15 protein-coding genes are annotated in these 17,781 nt (G+C 61.2%); 5 read left to right on the forward strand and 10 right to left on the reverse strand.

Features of this window, described 5'->3' with window-relative positions:
* The 4 genes from mraY to CABTHER_RS03220 form a co-directional block, all read right to left on the reverse strand.
* Positions 1 to 1,113, reverse strand: a complete 1,113-nt coding sequence (mraY, locus tag CABTHER_RS03205; protein ID WP_014099141.1) for a phospho-N-acetylmuramoyl-pentapeptide-transferase — start codon at positions 1,111 to 1,113, stop codon at positions 1 to 3.
* A 9-nt stretch (positions 1,114 to 1,122) separates the two neighbouring features.
* Complete coding sequence (locus CABTHER_RS03210; protein ID WP_014099142.1) at positions 1,123 to 2,541, reverse strand: UDP-N-acetylmuramoyl-tripeptide--D-alanyl-D-alanine ligase; 1,419 nt, start codon at positions 2,539 to 2,541, stop codon at positions 1,123 to 1,125.
* Positions 2,542 to 2,586: 45 nt separating this feature from the next.
* Positions 2,587 to 4,089, reverse strand: a complete 1,503-nt coding sequence (locus CABTHER_RS03215; RefSeq protein WP_014099143.1) for a UDP-N-acetylmuramoyl-L-alanyl-D-glutamate--2,6-diaminopimelate ligase — start codon at positions 4,087 to 4,089, stop codon at positions 2,587 to 2,589.
* 75 nt (positions 4,090 to 4,164) lie between these two features.
* Entirely contained in the window at positions 4,165 to 5,715 is a 1,551-nt protein-coding gene (locus tag CABTHER_RS03220) for a PAS domain-containing protein (RefSeq protein WP_014099144.1), read from the reverse strand.
* 346 nt (positions 5,716 to 6,061) lie between these two features.
* On the opposite strand from CABTHER_RS03220, the gene CABTHER_RS03225 reads away from it, so the two are divergent.
* The gene (locus CABTHER_RS03225; RefSeq protein WP_014099145.1) at positions 6,062 to 6,535 is read left to right on the forward strand and encodes a GreA/GreB family elongation factor; all 474 of its coding nucleotides are present in this window, start codon (positions 6,062 to 6,064) and stop codon (positions 6,533 to 6,535) included.
* A 236-nt stretch (positions 6,536 to 6,771) separates the two neighbouring features.
* On the forward strand, positions 6,772 to 7,662 hold the full coding sequence (locus CABTHER_RS03230) for a lytic transglycosylase domain-containing protein (RefSeq protein WP_081464671.1): 891 nt from the start codon (positions 6,772 to 6,774) through the stop codon (positions 7,660 to 7,662).
* Positions 7,663 to 7,726: 64 nt separating this feature from the next.
* Here the strand turns inward: CABTHER_RS03230 and CABTHER_RS03235 are convergent, their stop codons facing one another.
* Positions 7,727 to 8,704 (reverse strand): AAA family ATPase, encoded by a 978-nt coding sequence (locus CABTHER_RS03235; RefSeq protein ID WP_041569054.1) that lies wholly within the window; start codon positions 8,702 to 8,704, stop codon positions 7,727 to 7,729.
* Between the two features lie 237 nt (positions 8,705 to 8,941).
* On the opposite strand from CABTHER_RS03235, the gene CABTHER_RS03240 reads away from it, so the two are divergent.
* Positions 8,942 to 9,310 carry a hypothetical protein gene (locus tag CABTHER_RS03240; protein ID WP_014099148.1) on the forward strand — a complete coding sequence of 123 codons (369 nt, stop codon included), beginning with the start codon at positions 8,942 to 8,944 and terminating at the stop codon, positions 9,308 to 9,310.
* Positions 9,311 to 9,451: 141 nt separating this feature from the next.
* Here CABTHER_RS03240 and CABTHER_RS17740 read toward each other — a convergent pair whose 3' ends face one another.
* Positions 9,452 to 9,838: a type II toxin-antitoxin system PemK/MazF family toxin gene (locus CABTHER_RS17740; RefSeq protein WP_335334124.1), complete on the reverse strand. Its 387-nt coding sequence runs from the start codon at positions 9,836 to 9,838 to the stop codon at positions 9,452 to 9,454.
* An 80-nt stretch (positions 9,839 to 9,918) separates the two neighbouring features.
* Between CABTHER_RS17740 and CABTHER_RS03245 the strand changes: the two genes are divergently transcribed.
* Positions 9,919 to 11,073 carry a glycosyltransferase gene (locus CABTHER_RS03245; protein WP_014099149.1) on the forward strand — a complete coding sequence of 385 codons (1,155 nt, stop codon included), beginning with the start codon at positions 9,919 to 9,921 and terminating at the stop codon, positions 11,071 to 11,073.
* 37 nt (positions 11,074 to 11,110) lie between these two features.
* Here the strand turns inward: CABTHER_RS03245 and msrP are convergent, their stop codons facing one another.
* Both msrP and CABTHER_RS03255 read right to left on the reverse strand, forming a co-directional pair.
* Positions 11,111 to 12,088 carry a protein-methionine-sulfoxide reductase catalytic subunit MsrP gene (gene msrP, locus CABTHER_RS03250; RefSeq protein ID WP_014099150.1) on the reverse strand — a complete coding sequence of 326 codons (978 nt, stop codon included), beginning with the start codon at positions 12,086 to 12,088 and terminating at the stop codon, positions 11,111 to 11,113.
* A gap of 20 nt (positions 12,089 to 12,108) precedes the next feature.
* Positions 12,109 to 14,235, reverse strand: coding sequence for a S9 family peptidase (locus tag CABTHER_RS03255; protein WP_335334123.1), 2,127 nt, complete (start codon positions 14,233 to 14,235; stop codon positions 12,109 to 12,111).
* Positions 14,236 to 14,441: 206 nt separating this feature from the next.
* Here CABTHER_RS03255 and CABTHER_RS03260 point away from each other — a divergent pair, with 206 nt between their 5' ends.
* The gene (locus CABTHER_RS03260) at positions 14,442 to 15,392 is read left to right on the forward strand and encodes a PhoH family protein (protein ID WP_014099152.1); all 951 of its coding nucleotides are present in this window, start codon (positions 14,442 to 14,444) and stop codon (positions 15,390 to 15,392) included.
* A gap of 36 nt (positions 15,393 to 15,428) precedes the next feature.
* Here CABTHER_RS03260 and lpxB read toward each other — a convergent pair whose 3' ends face one another.
* A complete protein-coding gene (gene lpxB, locus CABTHER_RS03265) occupies positions 15,429 to 16,646 on the reverse strand; it encodes a lipid-A-disaccharide synthase (protein WP_014099153.1) in 1,218 nt (405 codons plus the stop codon).
* A 27-nt stretch (positions 16,647 to 16,673) separates the two neighbouring features.
* The gene (locus tag CABTHER_RS03270) at positions 16,674 to 17,690 is read right to left on the reverse strand and encodes an NADP-dependent oxidoreductase (protein WP_041569055.1); all 1,017 of its coding nucleotides are present in this window, start codon (positions 17,688 to 17,690) and stop codon (positions 16,674 to 16,676) included.
* Positions 17,691 to 17,781 lie beyond the last annotated feature (91 nt).

Raw genomic sequence — 17,781 nt, forward strand, 5'->3', positions numbered from 1 at the left:
TTACCGTAGCTTGAGCGTCGCCAGGGCGACGAGGGCAAAGAAAATCTGCACGATGAGGAAGCGAAAGACGATTTTGGATTCCTTCCAGCCGGTAAGTTCAAAGTGGTGGTGCAGCGGCGACATCTTGAAAATCCGCTTGCCGATGCCGGTCTGCGGGTCCTTCGTCAGCTTGTAGTAACTCACCTGCAGGATGACGGAAAGCGTTTCGATGACGAACACGCCGCCCAGAATGACCAGCAGCAGTTCCTGTTTGATGACGATGGCCACGCAGCCCATGCAGCCGCCAATGGCCAGGCTGCCGACATCACCCATAAACACTTCCGCCGGCGGTGCGTTGAACCAGAGAAAACCCAGGCTCGCGCCGGCCAGCGCCGCGCAAAACACAGTGACTTCAAGCGCCAGCGGGCTGGGTGGCAGGTTGAGGTAGAGCGCCAGTTCGGTCAGACCTGTGACATAGCACAGCAGGGTGAGCGTCAGCGCGACGACGAACGTCGTGCTGATGGCGAGGCCGTCGAGGCCATCCGTCAGGTTGACGGCGTTCGAGCTGCCCGTCATCACCAGCAGCATAAACGGCAGATAGAGCCAGGCTGTCAGGTCGGGCTGGAAATCCTTGAAAAACGGCACACTGAGGTAGGTGGCATAGTTGCCGAAACCGATGAGAACGCCCCCGATGACCAGAGCCGTTGTCACCTGTCCGAGGAGTTTCCAGCGTCCCTGCAGGCCGAGGTTCTGCCGCCTGGCGATTTTCAGGTAGTCGTCCAGAAAGCCAATCGCCCCGTGCGCCAGCAGGGCAAACAGGACCACCCAGACGTACAGGTTGCTCAGATCGGCCCACAGGAGCGTTCCGGCAACAATGCCCGTGATGATGAGCACACCGCCCATGGTCGGCGTTCCTTTCTTGGCCTGGTGCGCCTTGACGCCTTCTTCCCGGATTTCCTGCCCGTACTTGAGGCGGCGCAGCCAGGCAATCATCGGCGCGCCGAGCAGAAGGCAGATAAGTGTGGCCGTCATTGCCGCCAGCAGGGCGCGAAAGGACGGATAGCCGAAAACGCGGAGCGGGCCAAAAACCTGGTATTTCAGGTGCAGAACTTCATAGAGCAGGTAGTAGAGCATCGCGCGTGCCTACGCCGGCAGGGCCTCCAGACAGGTTTCCAACCGTACCCCCCGTGAACCCTTGATGAGAATGACATCCCCGGCTTGGACGTGGCTGGCCAGCCAGCGGCCGGCTTCGGCTGCGGTTTCGACGAAATCCGTGAGCATCCCGTGGTTCTGTTCGGCCTGGGCGGCGGCCACCAGATCGCGGGCATGGCCGGCGACGCCCAGCAGGATGTCCACCCTGGCATGAGCGAGCGCGCGCCCGCAGGCGATGTGCATCTCCCTGGATTGCTCGCCGAGTTCGAGCATTTCGCCGGCGACAACAATCCGCCGCCTGGCGTCGGGCACCTGTTCCAGCAGCCGCACGGCTTCCTGCAGGGCGACGGGGTTGGAGTTGTAGCTGTCATCCACGACGGTAAATCCGCCGGCGTAGCGCCGGACGACGCCGCGATGGGGTCCCGGCTGCGCCAGCCGGAGCTGGGCGGCGATGGCGTCCGGGCTGACACCGAAGTGGGTCGCCACGGCCGCCGCTGCCAGCGCATTGCTGATGTGGTGTTCGCCGACCAGCGGAAGTTCAACGGCTGCCTGTCCTTTCAGCGTGGAAAGCGTAAACGTCGTACCCAGCAGCCCACGGGAGGTGACATCGAGTGCTGTGACGTGGGAGGCTTCGTTCCGCCCGAAGTACATCACCTGCGCCCCGCTGTGTTCCTGCCGCCGCGCCAGGACGATGGCCGCCATGCGGGCTACGCGCGGATCGTCGGCATTCAGAATGGCCGTGCCCGTCGGCTTCAGCCCGTGGACGATTTCCGCCTTGGCTGCGGCAATGCCTTCCAGCCCGTCGGGAAAGTTCTCGATGTGAACCGGGGCGACATTGAGGACAACACTGACATCCGGGGGCGCAATCTCGCACAGCCGCGCGATTTCGCCTTTTTCGTTCATGCCCATTTCGAGCACGGCCACGTCGTAGTCCGCCATGCGCCGCCCGTCCGAAAGCATCTGGAAGACGGCCAGAGGCAGGCCGTATTCGTTGTTGAGGTTGCCCACCGAGGCGTAGATGCGTCCGTAAGGCGCAAGTGTCAGCGCCGTGAGGTCTTTGGCGGTCGTTTTGCCCATGCTGCCGGTGATGCCGACGATGGGGCGTCCCCACCGGTGCAGCAGCGCCCGGGCCAGTTCCTGCATGGCGCGGAGCGTGTCCGGCACGAGCAGACAGCGGGCGGCGGCTGGTTCCAGTTCCGGCAGTGGGCGATGAATGACGGCCGCACACGCGCCACGCGCCAGGACTTCCGGCACAAACGCATGGGCGTCGAAACGTTTTCCGTGAATGGCAAAAAACAGGTCGCCGGGGCGAATGGTGCGTGAGTCAATCGAAAAGCCAACCGGCGTGATGGCGCGCAGCCCTTCAGGGCAGGCAATTCCCAGCAGGTCGGCAAGGTCGGCAAGGGTCACAGCAGGTACTCCGCAGGGATGAGGGTCTGGTTGTGGCCGCGCACTTTACTCCATTGGCGTTCCTTTGTCCGACCGAAGCCGACGGAGTGCCTGGCGGGCTTCTTCGCGGTCATCGAAGTGAATGGTCAGGTGATTGAGAATCTGGTACGTCTCGTGTCCCTTGCCAGCAATGACGACGACATCGCCGGGTTGCGCCGTTTGAATGGCAAAGGCAATGGCCTGGCGTCGGTCAAGTATCCGGTGATAGGGCTTGCCGACGGCGCGCAAGCCGACTTCGGCGTCGTCCAGGATGCGCTCCGGGGCTTCCCGCCGTGGATTGTCCGACGTCAGGATGGTGAGGTCGCTGCCCTGGGCCGCCGCTTCGGCCATCAGCGGACGTTTGGTGCGGTCACGGTCGCCGCCGCAGCCAAACACGGTGATGACCCGTCCCCGGCGGAGGCGGGCCAGTTCGCGGGCGGTGGCTGTAACGTTGGCCAGGGCATCAGGGGTGTGGGCATAGTCCACGGCTACCAGCAGATGGTCGTCACTGCCTTCGACCACTTCAAACCGCCCGGGCACGACCGTGTTGGCCACCCCGGCCAGGATGGCGTCGGTCGGAACATCGAGCGCCAGCGCCGTGGCCGTGGCGGCCAGAATGTTGTAGGCGTGAGGCGTGCCCACGAGGTGCGTGGCCAGATCGAGCATTCCGCGGGGCGTGTGGAGCGACAGCGCCATGCCGCGTGTGTGAACGTCGAGCCGGGCGAGGCGGACTTCAGCACCGGGGTCGTGGACGGCGTAGGTCACAATCCGGGCGCGGCCGTTGATGGCCGTGATGATGTCGGGCGTGCGGGCGTCGTCGGTGTTGAGAACGGCAATTCCGGGAACTTCTCCGTTACGCCCGTCAAAGAGCCGCAACTTGGCGTCGAAGTACCGCTCCATTGTGCCGTGGTAGTCCAGGTGATCCTGGGTCAGGTTGGTGAAAATGGCAGCAGCAAACCGCATGTCGGCGACGCGCCACCGGTCAAGCCCGATTGAGGACACCTCGATAGCGGCATGGCGGCAACCGCTGTCCCAGGCGCGTCGCAGGAAGGCCTGCACTTCCGGGGCTTCCGGCGTGGTCAGACGCGAGGGGCGGCGATCATCATCCATGCGCTGTTCAATGGTGCCGAGCAGCGCGGCGTGTCCGTAGGCGGCGCGGAAGATTTCGTAGAGCAGGTAGGTGGTGGTCGTCTTGCCGTTGGTGCCGGTGACGCCGATAACGTGTATGTGATGGCTGGGATGCCCGTGGAGCAGCGCCGCCACTTGGCCAAGGGCACGCCGGGCATCGGCCACCTGAATCCACGCGGCCGGAAAATCCGGTGGAGCCGGGCGTTCCGAGAGAATGGCCTGGGCGCCACGCGAGAGGGCTTCCGGGATGAAGTCGTGGCCGTCGGCCCGGGTGCCGGGGAGGGCAGCAAAAATACTGCCCGGCTGACAGGCTCCAGCCAGGCAGGTGATGTCACGTACCTCAAAGCTTTCGCCGCTGACGCAACCGGCAACGGCGGCTGCCACGGCGTGCAAGGCAGGCATGGGCGATAAACTCCAGCGGCGGCAGAATGTCTGCCGTCAGGTCAATCTTGCATAGGGGCGTGATGTCCGGCGCGGTCACTGCGGAAGCCCCAGCCACTCGGCAAGCTGTTTGGCATGGTGCTCGATGTTGCGGAACATCTCGAACTGCTGGGGGTTCATGGGCCCGTACTCACCGCGATGCAGCAGTTCGGCAAAGCCGAGAACCATCTGAAGTGAAGTGCGCATGGCGGTCAACTGTTCGGGTGTAACCTGCAGGGCCGAGACCGGGGCCGGCGGGGGCGAGAGGTCTTCCATCATCTGGGCAAATTCGGCGCGCAGGCGTGTTTCGTCCCGGATGGCAATGACACGCCCGCCCGGCCATGGGTCTTGGGCAGGCAACTCCAGGACCACGAACGAAGCCATCATGGACTGCCCATCGGGAAGCATCACGTTTGTTGAAAACTGCTGGGCTTCAGTTGTGACGCTCAGGTGTTCCCAGAGGGGGGCGTTGTCGCTGCCAAGCTGCTGGCTGATGTCAAGCAGTGACCGCCCCAGCAGGTTCTGCCGTGGTGCGCCGAGCAGGTATTCGGCCATCGGGTTCACCTGCTGAAGGATGCCTTGGGCGTCGAGCACCATCAGGGCTTCATCGAGGTTTTCAATCAGCCAGTCCGACCAGCTTGCCGGTCGGGCGTCTGGCACGCTGGCTGCAACTGGTTCTACTGTCCCGGCAGCGGAAACCGGCGCTGCTACGCTCGTCGAGGGCATCACCGGCGTGTCAGCGGGAGGAAATCCCCAGTTGTTGACCGGGGCCAGCGGCGCTTCCATGGGCACTCCCTGGGAAAAACCTCCGGCTGCTGAAGGAAACTCCATTGGCGGCGGTGGCACGTAGGTGCTTTCTGTCAGGAAAGCTTCCACCGGCTGGGTGATAGCCGGCGGCACGGTCATTGACGCTACCGAGGCCGGCGGCGGGCCTGTATCCATCCCGTCGCCTTGGGATGGAAAATCTGTGGATGAAAAATCCGCCACAGAAGGCGCAGCGGGTGCTTCCGCAGGTGTCCAGCTCAGGTCAACCCTGCCGGAGACCTCGAAGGGAGCGACGGCCGGGGCAACTGGCGGAGCAGTGAGAAGTGCATCGGTCGGAACACTTGCCGGGGCAACGTTGGGTGCTGGCACATCCGGTGGCAGGTCCAAAACGGGAACATCCACTGCAGGAGGGACAGCAGGGGCCTTTTCGTCCAGCGATACGTCGAACCAGTCACCATCAATGGGCGTGGTTGTATCCAGGGGCGGCGTTTTCTGTCCTGTGTCTGCCGTTGCCGGGGATGAAGCCGCCGCGGATGAAGCCGCCGCTCCGGGAGGGAGCGTTGACGTCAGACCATCACCGTAGCTGTTGGCCGTTCCGGGTGGCGGTGTTTTGGGTGGAGTTGGTGGTGAAGGCTCGCGGTGTCCGCCAGTGAATTGACCGAGCAGGGACTGGACAACACTCCCGGAGGTCCGCACTGGAGGAGGCGGATGGTCGGCCGCGACAACCGTGGGCGAGACCTCAACCGGAATGACAGGTTCCGTTTCCGGCCGGTCTTTGGGCGCTGCCGATGCGTCGGCAGCCTTGTTGCCGCGAATCGCATTGAGGAGCTTGCTGAAGTCCATCGAGTCCTCCGTCGCTGGTGCGCCGGCGGGGTTTGGAAACTTTCAAGGGGGGTGACACCCGCCCTGGTGTGCGAAGACTAACTTGGTAGCAATGCTGCGTGTGTTATCGTCTGGAACGGTTATTTCATTTGTTTTACAACAGCATACCCGTCACCCAGGCCCACCGCCGGGCGACGATATTGGACATCCGTCGGTAAGGACAGAAAAACAATAGCCAAGTCTGAAGCCGTCACGAGTATAAATAACCGGTATTCACCCTACAAGTCTTGGCCTGTGATTTGTCCAGTCACCACGTGATGCATCAAGACAAAGCTGCAATATCCATGGATTTTTCGGAGTGATGGCGATGAATGTCAGGGAAAAACTCGAAGCGGAGCTACGGCAACTCGAACAGGAACTGAAGATTGACCTTCCACGCGAACTCCAACGGGCAGCCGCTTATGGTGATCTGCGCGAAAACGGGGAGTACCAGGCGGCGCGCGAGCGGGTCCGGCTGGTTGGGGCGCGGGTCGCGGAATTGCACCAGCGGCTGGCGGCGCTGGCTGCCATCAATCTCGATTCGTTGCCCCGGGACCGGGCGGCGTATGGTTCCACGCTGCGGGTGCTTGACCTCGATAAGGATATCGAAGTGACCTATCGCCTGGTTATGCCCGAGGAAGCTGATGTTTCAAAGGGACTGATTTCGACTTCCTCTCCCCTTGGACGTGGGTTTATGGGCAAGCAGCCCGGTGATGAAGTCGAAGTGCAAACGCCGCAGGGCCTGCGCCACTTTGAAATTCTGAGTCTGCGCACCATCCACGATGATGACTCCGCCACTTGAGGCGACCTGCGGCCGGGACGGTTTCCCACGTGGCGAGTAGCGAGTGGCGAGTGGCGAGTGGCGAGTAGGTTAAGTCTGCTGTGGCTGGGACGGTTGCCCATCCTGCCGGCGGTTGACAGTCCCGGAACTGACGCCTAGACTGCCCGGCATCGAAGACTTGGCTTATGACGAACCGAACGATGCAATGGGCCGTGGGGCCCGGGCGGTCGCGGTGCAATCGGCCTGCGTTGTGGCTGATGTCTCCTTTGTTCCTGCTGGCAGCTCTCTGCCTGGCGGATGCTCCAGCGCCGGCCCAGGGAACAGCCCCATACCCGCGAACGCACACGAATGATGACTTTCGCGTGCCACGCACACCTCCCGTGTCGCTAGCCCCGCCGAAGCCGGCTGTAACCAATGTACCGGCCTCTCCGTCGCCTGCTCCGTCTGGCAATGTACCGGCTGGTGAAACGGCGACACAGCCGGGTAAAACAGCCAGGGAAGCTGAGTCCACAACAAGCGATGCGGTTCAGGAAACGCCCCTGTCTCAACTTGTGGCGCGGCGGGATGCCAATGGCACGTGGATTTTGGTGAGCCGCGCTCTACCCCCGACAGAGCCAGAAAAACTTGCTCCGGCCGCCCCGATTTCGACCGGTAAGCCGCAACTCGATGCCGTCATTATGGAAATGGCTACCAAGTACGGCGTCGATCCGCGCCTGATTGTCGAGGTCATCCGCCAGGAGTCGGGTTTCAACCCCTACGCCGTTTCGCCGGCCGGGGCCAAAGGGCTGATGCAGTTGATTGACGGGACGGCCGCCCGGATGGGAACGCGCAATGTCTTTGACGTGCGCCAGAACATTGAGGGCGGGGTCAAGTATCTCCGCCTGCTGCTGGACATGTTCAACGGCGATGTCGCGCTGGCGCTGGCCGGGTACAATGCTGGCGAACACCGTGTGATTCGCAGTGGCTACCAAGTGCCCAACATTGCTGAAACGCGCCACTATGTCAAAACCATCCTGGCGCGTTATGGCAAGTCTTCCCATCGGGTTGCCAAGCCCAAGCCCAACGCCGCGCCAGTTCCTGATGAACCACCACCGCCGCCCTTGCGCGTTTTTGTTCAGGACGGTGTTATTCTGCTGACCAACCGCTAGCCGTCTGCCAGCGACCAACTGTTGGCCAAATCCTGGCTGGTGATGGTGAGTCCGCAAGTCCCTGTCACAGGGGCACGGCCACCGTTTTGAGAATCTCTTCGAGCGCCGACCGGGCATCATCGGTTTCGCGCCCCCCACCGGCATACCGTGGGCTGACGATGACGCGGTGGGAAAGCACCGGAATGGCGAGCCGTTTGATGTCATCCGGCAGGCAGTAGTCGCGTCCGTCAAAGAGTGCCTGCGCCTGCGCGGCACGAAACAGCGCCAAGCTGCCCCGTGGGCTGACCCCCATTTCCAGCAGTTCCGATGTGCGGGTGGCATTGACGATGCGCAGCAGGTAGTCCACCAGGGCATCGTCCATCCGTACCGTACGGGCACGTTCCTGCAACGCCAGCATATCCGCCGCCGACAGCACTGGTTTCATCTCCAGCAGGGGATCGCGACGGGCCTTGCCGAGCAGGATTTGCCGTTCGTCTTCGGCTGAGGGATACCCCATGCTGAGACGCATGGTGAACCGGTCGAGCTGGGACTCCGGCAGGGGATAGGTTCCGTGGTGTTCGACGGGATTCTGTGTCGCCAGAACGATAAATGGCTTGGGCAGTTCAAATGTCTGGTTTTCAATCGTCACCCGCCCTTCGGCCATGGCTTCGAGCAGGCAGCTCTGGGTTTTGGGCGTGGTGCGATTGATTTCGTCGGCCAGAATGACGTTGGCAAAGATAGGCCCCGGACGGAACTCGAACCGGCCGGAAACCTGGTCATAGACGCTCAACCCAAGAACGTCACTGGGAAGCAGATCGCTGGTGAACTGGATGCGTTGAAAGGAACAGTCCAGGGCGCGGGAAAGGGTACGTGCCAACGTGGTTTTGCCGACGCCGGGCACATCCTCAATGAGCAGGTGTCCATCGGCGACGAGCGTGACCAGCGCCAGGCGGACGACCTCGTGCTTGCCCCGTACGACGGTCTCAATGGCCGATTCCAGCGCCTGCAACTGTCCGGCTACATCCGACAGGCTCGACACCACGGGAGAAGAAGATGGCGTCACCGTTCAGTACTCACTTTCTTGCTGACGAGATATTCCTGCTGGTGTGCGACCTGAATGTACGTCATACCATGCCGCTGGCCAGTCTCGCAGCACACAGTTACCGTCTGGCGTTGTCGTAAGGGGCATCCGGCGTGCGGCCGCGGGAAGGTTCTGGACCGGAAGGTTGTGGGGGACGAGCCGGCGGAGACATCCGGGAAAGTCTTCACCTGGAGGTCTTCACCTGGAGGGAAGAGAACTATGGCGACGTTTAAAATCCGTGATGGACAACTGGCGTTGGAGTTTTCCCCGCTGGAGAAGCTGGGCGGTTTGCGTTCCGGCGCTACCGTCGGACTCAAGGACATCCAAGCGGTTGAGAAAGTGGATGATCCGTGGGACATCCTCGATGGCCTGCGCTTTGGCACCGGCATCCCGTGGGTCATTGTGCTGGGGACGATGCTCCGGCAGGGCGGCAACGATGTGGTGGCTGTGTACCGCCGGGACCCGGCGGTTGTCGTCACCTTGCGGCCTGGCGCGCCCTACCAGCGCCTCATTGCCACCGTGCCACAGCCGGAGCAGGTTGTGGCTACCCTCCAGGCCGCTCTGGAAAACGAATGCAGGAAAACCTGACAAGAAAGCCTGAACTGGTGCGCTACTTTATGCTGCGCGACTGGTTGGGGGAACGACTTGGGTTGTGAGGCGTTGGTTTGCTGAACTTCCACTTCCGCCTGCCCACACTGAAAGTGATTGGTGAAAGCACCGCTTGGGCACTCACCGTCTGTCTGCAAACATCTCTGTCAGCACCCCTGGCACCGCCCGTCCTGTCTCACGGGGCATCACTCCAAGTTGCCTGACCAAGCGTGCCTTGTCCACCGTCCGCAACTGATCCAAAACCACCTGTCCTTCTTTCCTCCCAAACCGGCACTTCACTCGCGTGGGGTACTCCCGCCCCTTCGTCCACGAAGCATACTGGTTGTGGATGCCAGTGGTGGCAACCCGAAGCTTGCTACACCGGGCAACATACTGGCCGGCTGTGGTGAGCAGCCCGGCTGTCTGTCTGTGTGATCCGGTGATGCCGTCAAGCCAATATGGCTGGGGGCAATGGTGGCTCTGTTGCTCAGCCGCCTTGAGACCGCTTCGGGCACTTTTGGCGCTGATTCCGTGGCGCTAAGCTTGAGCACGTCGGGCAACGTCCGCAGTTCGTTGCGCAGCACGGCCCCCAAGGCTGGCGTCACGCCATGGAACTTCTGCTTCAAAGTCTGGCTATCGTGACCGCTGTGGTTCTGGTGGCTTCGCTGGCCGTCCTTGGGCGCGGCAACCGGGCCATCCGCTTTCTGGCGGATGCCGTTGGGCCGGAGGTCCGTCCCCTGGCCACTGTCAGCATCATTGTCGCGGCCCGCAATGAAGCCGACACCATCGAGCCGGCGCTGCGGTCACTGCTGGCCCAGGATCATCCAGAGCTGGAGATCATTGTGGTCAACGACCGTTCCACCGATGCCACTGGTGAGGTTCTGGCCCGCCTTCAGCGTGAGTTTCCGGTGCTCAAAACCGTGACCGTCACCACGCTGCCCCCCGGCTGGCTGGGAAAAAATCACGCCCACTGGGTCGGAGCGCAGGCAGCCACCGGCGATTTCCTGCTCTTTACCGATGCCGACATCATCATGCACCCCAGCGCCGTGCGCCGTGCTGTGGCCTTTGCCCTTGCCGAAGGCCTTGACCACGTCGCCGTCGGGCCCGAGATCCCCCTGCCTGGCTTCTGGCTGACGGCCTTTCTCGGCACCTTCACCATGTGTTTCTCGATGTTCGTGCGTCCGTGGCGGGCGCGTGACCCGCGCAGTACGGTCTTTGTCGGCATTGGCGCGTTCAATCTCGTCCGCCGCACGGCCTACGAGCGCGCTGGGACGCACGCTGCCATTCGGATGCGGCCCGATGACGACATGAAACTTGGCAAAATCATCAAGCTGGCCGGCGGACGACAGGAACTGGTGGCCGGAAAGGGACTGCTGTCCGTCACCTGGTATCACTCCCTGGGAGAACTCATCCGGGGGCTTGAAAAGAACACTTTTGCCGGGATGGATTACAACCTGGCGCTGGCTGTCGCCGGGCCGCTCACGCTGTTTCTGCTGTTTGTCTGGCCCTGCCTGGCGCTGCTGGTGACAAGCGGCTGGGTGTGGCAGGTCAATCTGCTCAACGTCGGACTGGGGCTGGCGCTCTATGCCGACAACTCGCTGCGGTACGGCGTCCGGTGGCGGCACGTCCCGCTCTTCCCGCTGACCGTCCTGCTGATGATGTTCATTGTGTGGAATGCCACACTGCGAACCCTGCTGGGACGCGGTATCACCTGGCGCGGCACGTACTATTCCCTCGCCGAACTCAAGGCAAATCGCGTCTAGGCGGCCTGTCTGAGTGAGGCGTTGCCGGGTGAAGGTGTCAGTAGAATGTTCTCAAGTCCATCCCGGCATAAAGATGCGCCACCTGCTCGGCGTAGCCGTTGAACAGCAGGGTCGGTCGTCGGGTGAACTCACCAATGCGCCGTTCGGTCGCCTGGCTCCACCGGGGATGACTCACCGCCGGATTGACATTGGCATAAAAGCCGTACTCATGGGGTGCGGCTTCTCGCCAGGTCGTGCGTGGCATGCGGGTCGTCAGCACAATGCGCACCACCGACTTGATGCTCTTGAAGCCATACTTCCACGGCACAACCAACCGCAGTGGCGCACCGTTCTGGTTGGGCAGGGTTTTGCCGTACAAGCCCACAGCAAGCAGCGTCAGCGGATGCAGGGCTTCATCCAGCCGCAGCCCTTCGCGGTAGGGCCAATCAAGCAGTTGCCCGCGTTGCATGGGAAACTGTTTGGGATCGTGCAGGGTCTCGAACGCCACAAACTGCGCCTTGCCCAGTGGCTCGACCAGCTTGAGCAGGGAAGCCAGCGGAAAGCCAACCCAGGGAATAACCATGGACCAGCCTTCGACACAGCGAAGCCGGTACACCCGGTCTTCAAGCGGAAAGCGGCGCAGAAGATCGTCTATGTCGAAGGTCTGGGGACGCTGGACATCGCCTTCAACCGTCACTGTCCACGGGCGTGTCACCAGCGCACGGGCTTCATAGGCCACGTCATGCTTGGCGGTCGAAAACTCATAGAAGTTGTTGTAGTGCGTGATGTCGTCGTAGTCCGTTGGCGGTTCATCAGTCGTCAGGGAAGCGTCGCTGGCAGAGACCGTGGCTAGTGGCCGCGGGCCAGGGCCGGGCGGCGGACGGCGCGCAGCCCTGGCAAAGAGATGGTAAATCCCGGCCGTGGCTACAAGCGAACCGCCGGCTATCAGACCGCGCAACACTTCCCGCCGTCGGAGATACAGCCACTCGGGTGTGATTTCTGAGCTTTTGATGTCAGCCGGTCGCTTGATGAGCATAACTTGGGCAGGAAACCCCTTTATTTCTCAATGCCAAGCTGCGTGAGCAGAAACGTGTAGTAAAACGCTGTTTCGCGCAAGGCATCGTAGCGACCGGACGCACCACCGTGGCCGGCGCCCATGTTGGTTTTGAGCAGGAGGAGATTGTTGTCCTTTTTGAGCGTCCGCAGCTTGGCGACGTATTTGGCCGGCTCCCAGTAGGCCACCTGACTGTCGTTGAGCGCCGTGATGACGAGCATAGCCGGATAGTTTCCGGGCCGGAGGTTGTCGTAGGGCGAATACGAGCGCATGTAGTCGTAAGCCGCCTTTTCGTTCGGGTTGCCCCACTCGATGTATTCCCCGGTCGTCAGCGGCAGGGTCGGATCAAGCATGGTGTTCATCACGTCCACAAAGGGCACCTGTGAAATGACCACGCGGAACAGGTCGGGACGCATGTTGACAACCGCTCCCATAAGCAGTCCTCCGGCGCTGCCGCCCTGAATCGCCAGGTGCGCTGGCGAGGTGTATTTCTCCCGGATGAGAAACTCAGCGCAGGCAATGAAATCGGTGAAGGTGTTTTTCTTCTGCATCATCTTGCCCTGCTCATGCCACTCTTCACCCATTTCGCCGCCGCCGCGAATGTGAGCAACAGCAAAGATCATTCCCCGGTTGAGCAGGGACAGCCGGTTGGAGGAAAAGCCATCGGGAATCGAGATGCCATAGCTCCCGTAGCCATACAGTAGCGTAGGATTTTTGCCGGTTCGCCGCAGGCCTTTCCGGTAGGTGACGGTGAGCGGAATCTTTGTTCCGTCCGACGCCGTCGCAAACAGGCGCTTGGTGACGTACTGCGTCTTGTCGTAGCCGCCAACGACTTCATTCTGCTTGAGCAGGGTTTGCTGGCGTGTGGCGAGGTCATACTCATAGACCGAGCGCGGTGTGATGGGCGACTCATAGGCATAGCGGAATTTGGTCGTTTCAAACTCAGCGTTGGTTGCGCCACCAACGGCGTAAGCCGGTTCAGGAAAGGCAATTAGGTGTGATTTGCCCTGCTCCAGATCAAACACGGTGAATTTCTGAAGACCGTCTTCCCGTGTGGTGACAACGGCATGGCGGGCAAACAGGTCAATGGATTCGATTTTGACCTTGGGATTGTGGGGGACAAACTCACGCCAGTTGGATTTGGACGGATCGCTGACCGGCGCGCGTACGATGCGGAAGTTTTTGCCGCCATCCTGCGTCAGAATGAACCACTCACCGTTGCGGTGCTCAGCAAAGTAGCGTATGCCTTCGGTACGGGGAAAAAGCACCTGAAAGGTTCCCTGTGGCTGGTCACTGGGCAGGTAACGGACTTCGCTTGTCGTCGAACTGATGGAAAGCAGCGTGAGATATTTCCGGTCACGGGTACGGTCAAGTCCCAGGTTGTACAGTTCATCAGTTTCTTCAAGGATTTCTTCGGTTTTACCGCCCAGTGTGTGCCGGAAAAGCTTGTTGGAACGCTTGGTCACCGGGTCTTCAATGACCAGAAACAGGGTTTGGTTGTCAGCAGCCCACTCAACGCTCGTGACCCGCTCGGCAGTGTCCGGCAGGTGCTCGCCGGTGGTCAAATCCTTGATGTGGAGCTTGTACTGGCGATAACCTGTGTCGTCTGTGGTGTAGGCCAGCCGTCGGCCGTCGTCGCTGACGGCAAATGCCCCCAACGCCATGAAGGATTTACCTTCGGCAAGCTGATTGAGATCAATCAGTATTTCTTCCGGGGCATCGAGTGAGCCTTTTTTGCGGCAATAAATGGGATACTGTTTGCCCTGTTCGGTGCGGTAGTAGTAGAAAAAGTTGCGGTATAAATAGGGAACGCTGAGATCGGTTTCTTTGATACGCGCCAGCATTTCCCGGTACAGCTTGTCCTCAAATGCCTTGTGTGGCGCCATGGCGCTTTCCGTGTAGGCATTTTCGGCTTCGAGGTAAGCAATCACTTCCGGGTTCTGACGTTTGTCGTCGCGCAGCCAGAAGTAGTCATCCACGCGCCGGTCGCCATGCAACTCGAAAACGCGCGGTTCTTTTTTGGCAATGGGTGGTGTCGGACGGGTTGTTTGTGCCATAACTGTGAGTGAGGCCGTGACCACCACGGCAATAAGCTGAGAGGTGAAGAACTTGTGGGCAAGGTAACGCACGGCGTCGAACCTTTCTGGAAAGAACGGTCTGGGCAGTGAAAAGCGGCCGACCGGGGCCGCCACATGCGGTCATGGAAAATCACACCCGGATGTCCCGTGCAAGTCAGACCGGCTGCCGTTGACACCCGCCGGTGGCTTTACGATAGTAGCTGGCAGGTCAAACCAATTGCACTCCGGTGGTCACGACTCAGTATCAAGGTGGTGGTTTGAAGAAACTGACGCTTCCTGACGAGGGTCTCGAAGTTCTGTTCGGGCCCTATGACGAAAACATCCGGTATCTTGAATCGCTGCTGAACGTCCGCATTGGGGCGCGCGGGAGCGAAGTGACCATTGAAGGTGAGGTTTCCGACATAGCCGTGGTCGAGTCCATTCTGACCGACTTTGCCGAACTGGTCATTGAAGGTGCTGCCCCGTCAAGCCAGGAACTGCGTCAGGCTTTCAAGCAGATTGCCGACGACCGGACTTCCTCCCTCAAGAGCTTCTTTTCCAAGACCTATCGTTTCAACCCGACCGGGCGAAAAATGGTTTCGGCGCGGACGCCGACGCAGCGCCGCTACCTGGAGGCCCTGCAAGCCCACGAACTCGTGTTTGGCATCGGCCCGGCCGGGACGGGAAAAACCTTTCTCGCCGTCGCCATGGGGCTGCATTACCTGTGGCAGAAGAAGGTTTCACGGATCATCCTGACGCGCCCCGCGGTCGAAGCCGGCGAAAAGCTGGGCTTCCTGCCGGGTGATTTACAGGACAAGGTTGACCCCTACCTGCGCCCGCTCTACGACGCGCTCTTTGATCTGGCCGATGCCGATAAAGTCACCCGCATGCTGGAAAAGCGTATCATCGAAGTTGCGCCGCTGGCCTTTATGCGTGGGCGAACCTTGTCTGAAGCCTTCATCATTCTCGACGAGGCGCAAAACACGACCTCCGAGCAGATGAAGATGTTTTTGACGCGCATCGGTTTTGGCTCGCGGGTGGTGGTGACGGGCGATGCCACGCAGATTGACCTGCCGCCCGGCAAGTTGTCGGGCCTTGTCGAAGCAATGACCGTGTTGCGCGACATCCGCGAGATTGCCATTGTCGAGTTCACGAACCGGGATGTCGTGCGGCACCGGCTGGTGCAGCTCATTGTGCAGGCTTACGACCGCGCCCGCCAGAGCGCCTGATGTGCTTCCCGGCAAAGCCCTGCCGGTGAAACACGTTCAGGGGGCGTGGGCATCGGGTTGCGGCTGGGTCTGAAATGGCAGCGCCGCCCGACGCGGGAGCGCCGTCAGACGCTGCCATACGGCCTGCGCCGCACGCGCCGAAGCGCCAGTTTCGCCCAGTCGCGCCCGAATGGCGGCATAGACGGCCTGCAAACGTTCCCGTTCCGCCGTCTGGTGCAGCAGGTCGTGCAGCCGCCGGGCAATGTTTTCGCCAGTAACCTGTTCCTGAAGCAACTCCGGCACAGCAGCTTCGCCCACCACATAGTTGACAAGTCCGACGTAAGGCAGCGGGGCAAAGCGTCGCAGATACATTGCCGTCAAGGGCGCGACCTTGCCGACGATGACCATCGGAATGCCAACCAGTGCCGTCTCCAGCGTGGCGGTGCCCGAAGCGACAACGGCCGCATCCGCCACGGCGAGTGTTTCATAGAAGGCATCCGGGATGAGCCGGACCGGAAGCCCGACTTTCCGCAGCCAGGGCGTAAAATCAGCATCCGCAAGCGACGGCGCACGTGGAATCACAAAGCGCAGCGATGCGTCATGACGCGCCAGCTTTTCGGCCGCGTCGAGCATTGGGGTCAGATAGTGGCGCAGTTCCGACCGGCGACTGCCCGGCAGCAGGGCAATGACGCAGCTATCGTTTCCAAGTCCGAAACGTTCCCGGAGAGACCGTTTTTCGTCCGGTGAGAAACGCGGCACACGGTCGAGCAGCGGATGTCCAACAAAGGTCACATTCATGCCATGGCGGGCATAGAAGGCAACCTCGAATGGAAACAGTACGAGCATGTCCGTCACGAGCTGTTTGAGCTGTGAGACCCGTCCGCTGCGCCAGGCCCAGACCTGCGGGCTGATGTACCAGATGACAGGAATCTGCCGTCGCTTGAGTTGACGCGCCAGACGCAGGTTGAAATCGGGAAAGTCAACCAGAATGGCCGCGTCGGGACGGTTACGGTCGAGAACGGCGACGAGTTCCCGGAAGGTGCGCCAGATGGTCGGCAGATGACGTACCACTTCGACAATACCAATGACGCTGACGGCTTCCATGCGGATGAGCGGCGCAACGCCGGACGCCGCCAGACGTTCGCCCCCCATCCCATGAAACCGTGGCGCGGCCACACCGTTCTGCTCCGCCAGAAGGCGTATCTCGTGAACAAGTTCCGCCGCGTGAGCATCGCCGGAAGCTTCTCCAGCAACAACCAGAATGCTGTGCGTCATTGTTGCGTCAGCCAACAACGGGCTGCGTCATGGTTCATCCGAGACCTTGACGACGAGTTTGCCGATGTTGGAGCCGTCAAAGAGTTTCTGCACGGCCCTGGGTGCCTGTTCGAGACCGTCAACAACATCGAGCCGGTACTTGAGGCGTCCCTGGGCAATCCATTCGAGAAGCTGCGGGATGGCTTCCTGTGCGCGCGGCAGGTAATCGAGCACGATGAAGCCTTCAATCCGCAGCCGCTTGCTGATGACAAGCAGGAAGTTCGCTGGCCCGGCAGGTGGTTTCTCACTGGTGTACTGCGAAATCGCGCCGCAGGCGACGACGCGCCCAAAGTTGTTCATCCGGGCCAGCGCCGCGTCCAGAATTGCACCGCCTACGTTGTCAAAGTACACGTCAATACCCTTGGGACAGTACCGCGTCAGCGCCGCTGCGACATCTTCATGCTTGTAGTCAATGGCTGCGTCAAAACCCAGGTCTTCGACAATCCAGCGGCATTTTTCCGGCCCGCCGGCAATCCCCACGACGTGGCAGCCTTTGATGTTTCCAATCTGGCCGACCATCGAGCCGACAGCTCCGGCCGCCGCCGACACCACAAGGGTTTCGCCCTCTCTGGGGCGGCCGATGTCGAGCAGTCCGAAGTAGGCCGTCAGTCCAATGGCACCCAGAACGCCGTGATAGAGCAGCAGGGAGTGGCCGGGGATTTTGGCAATCGGCGTCAAACCCTGTCCGTTGCCGACGTAGTAGAGCTGCCAGCCAAGCAGTCCCTGAACAAAGGTGCCCACCGGAAAGCCCGCGTGCCGTGAGGCTTCAACCACGCCGACGGCCACGCCGCGCATGACATCTCCCAGCGGCACAGCCGGAAGATAGGAATCCTGCGCCGCCCAGATGCGGTTCGTCGGGTCGAGCGAGAGATAGATGTTGCGGACAAGAACCTGCCCATCCGCAAGGTCAGGAACGGGTTCTTCATGCCAGGTGAAATCGCTATCCTTGAAGTTGCCCACCGGACGGGCAGCCAGTCGCCACTGGCGGTTGATGTATTCGGCCATGTGCCGGAAGATTCCTTTCATTGCAGGGTGTCGCTGATGGTGCGCCCAGGCGCGCACGGCGCAAGCATGCTGGATTTTGAAGCCACTGCAA

The organism is Chloracidobacterium thermophilum B (genome assembly GCF_000226295.1).
In the GTDB taxonomy this organism is placed as follows: Bacteria; Acidobacteriota; Blastocatellia; order Chloracidobacteriales; family Chloracidobacteriaceae; genus Chloracidobacterium; species Chloracidobacterium thermophilum.

Coding starts and splice junctions, on each gene's coding strand:
- lpxB (WP_014099153.1), bottom strand. CDS start 16,646: ATGACGCACAGCATTCTGGTTGTTGCTGGAGAAGCTTCCGGCGATGCT.
- CABTHER_RS03240 (WP_014099148.1), top strand. CDS start 8,942: ATGGCGACGTTTAAAATCCGTGATGGACAACTGGCGTTGGAGTTTTCC.
- CABTHER_RS03225 (WP_014099145.1), top strand. CDS start 6,062: ATGAATGTCAGGGAAAAACTCGAAGCGGAGCTACGGCAACTCGAACAG.
- CABTHER_RS03245 (WP_014099149.1), top strand. CDS start 9,919: ATGGAACTTCTGCTTCAAAGTCTGGCTATCGTGACCGCTGTGGTTCTG.
- CABTHER_RS03270 (WP_041569055.1), bottom strand. CDS start 17,690: ATGGCCGAATACATCAACCGCCAGTGGCGACTGGCTGCCCGTCCGGTG.
- mraY (WP_014099141.1), bottom strand. CDS start 1,113: ATGCTCTACTACCTGCTCTATGAAGTTCTGCACCTGAAATACCAGGTT.
- msrP (WP_014099150.1), bottom strand. CDS start 12,088: ATGCTCATCAAGCGACCGGCTGACATCAAAAGCTCAGAAATCACACCC.
- CABTHER_RS03230 (WP_081464671.1), top strand. CDS start 6,772: ATGTCTCCTTTGTTCCTGCTGGCAGCTCTCTGCCTGGCGGATGCTCCA.
- CABTHER_RS03215 (WP_014099143.1), bottom strand. CDS start 4,089: ATGCCTGCCTTGCACGCCGTGGCAGCCGCCGTTGCCGGTTGCGTCAGC.
- CABTHER_RS03220 (WP_014099144.1), bottom strand. CDS start 5,715: ATGGACTTCAGCAAGCTCCTCAATGCGATTCGCGGCAACAAGGCTGCC.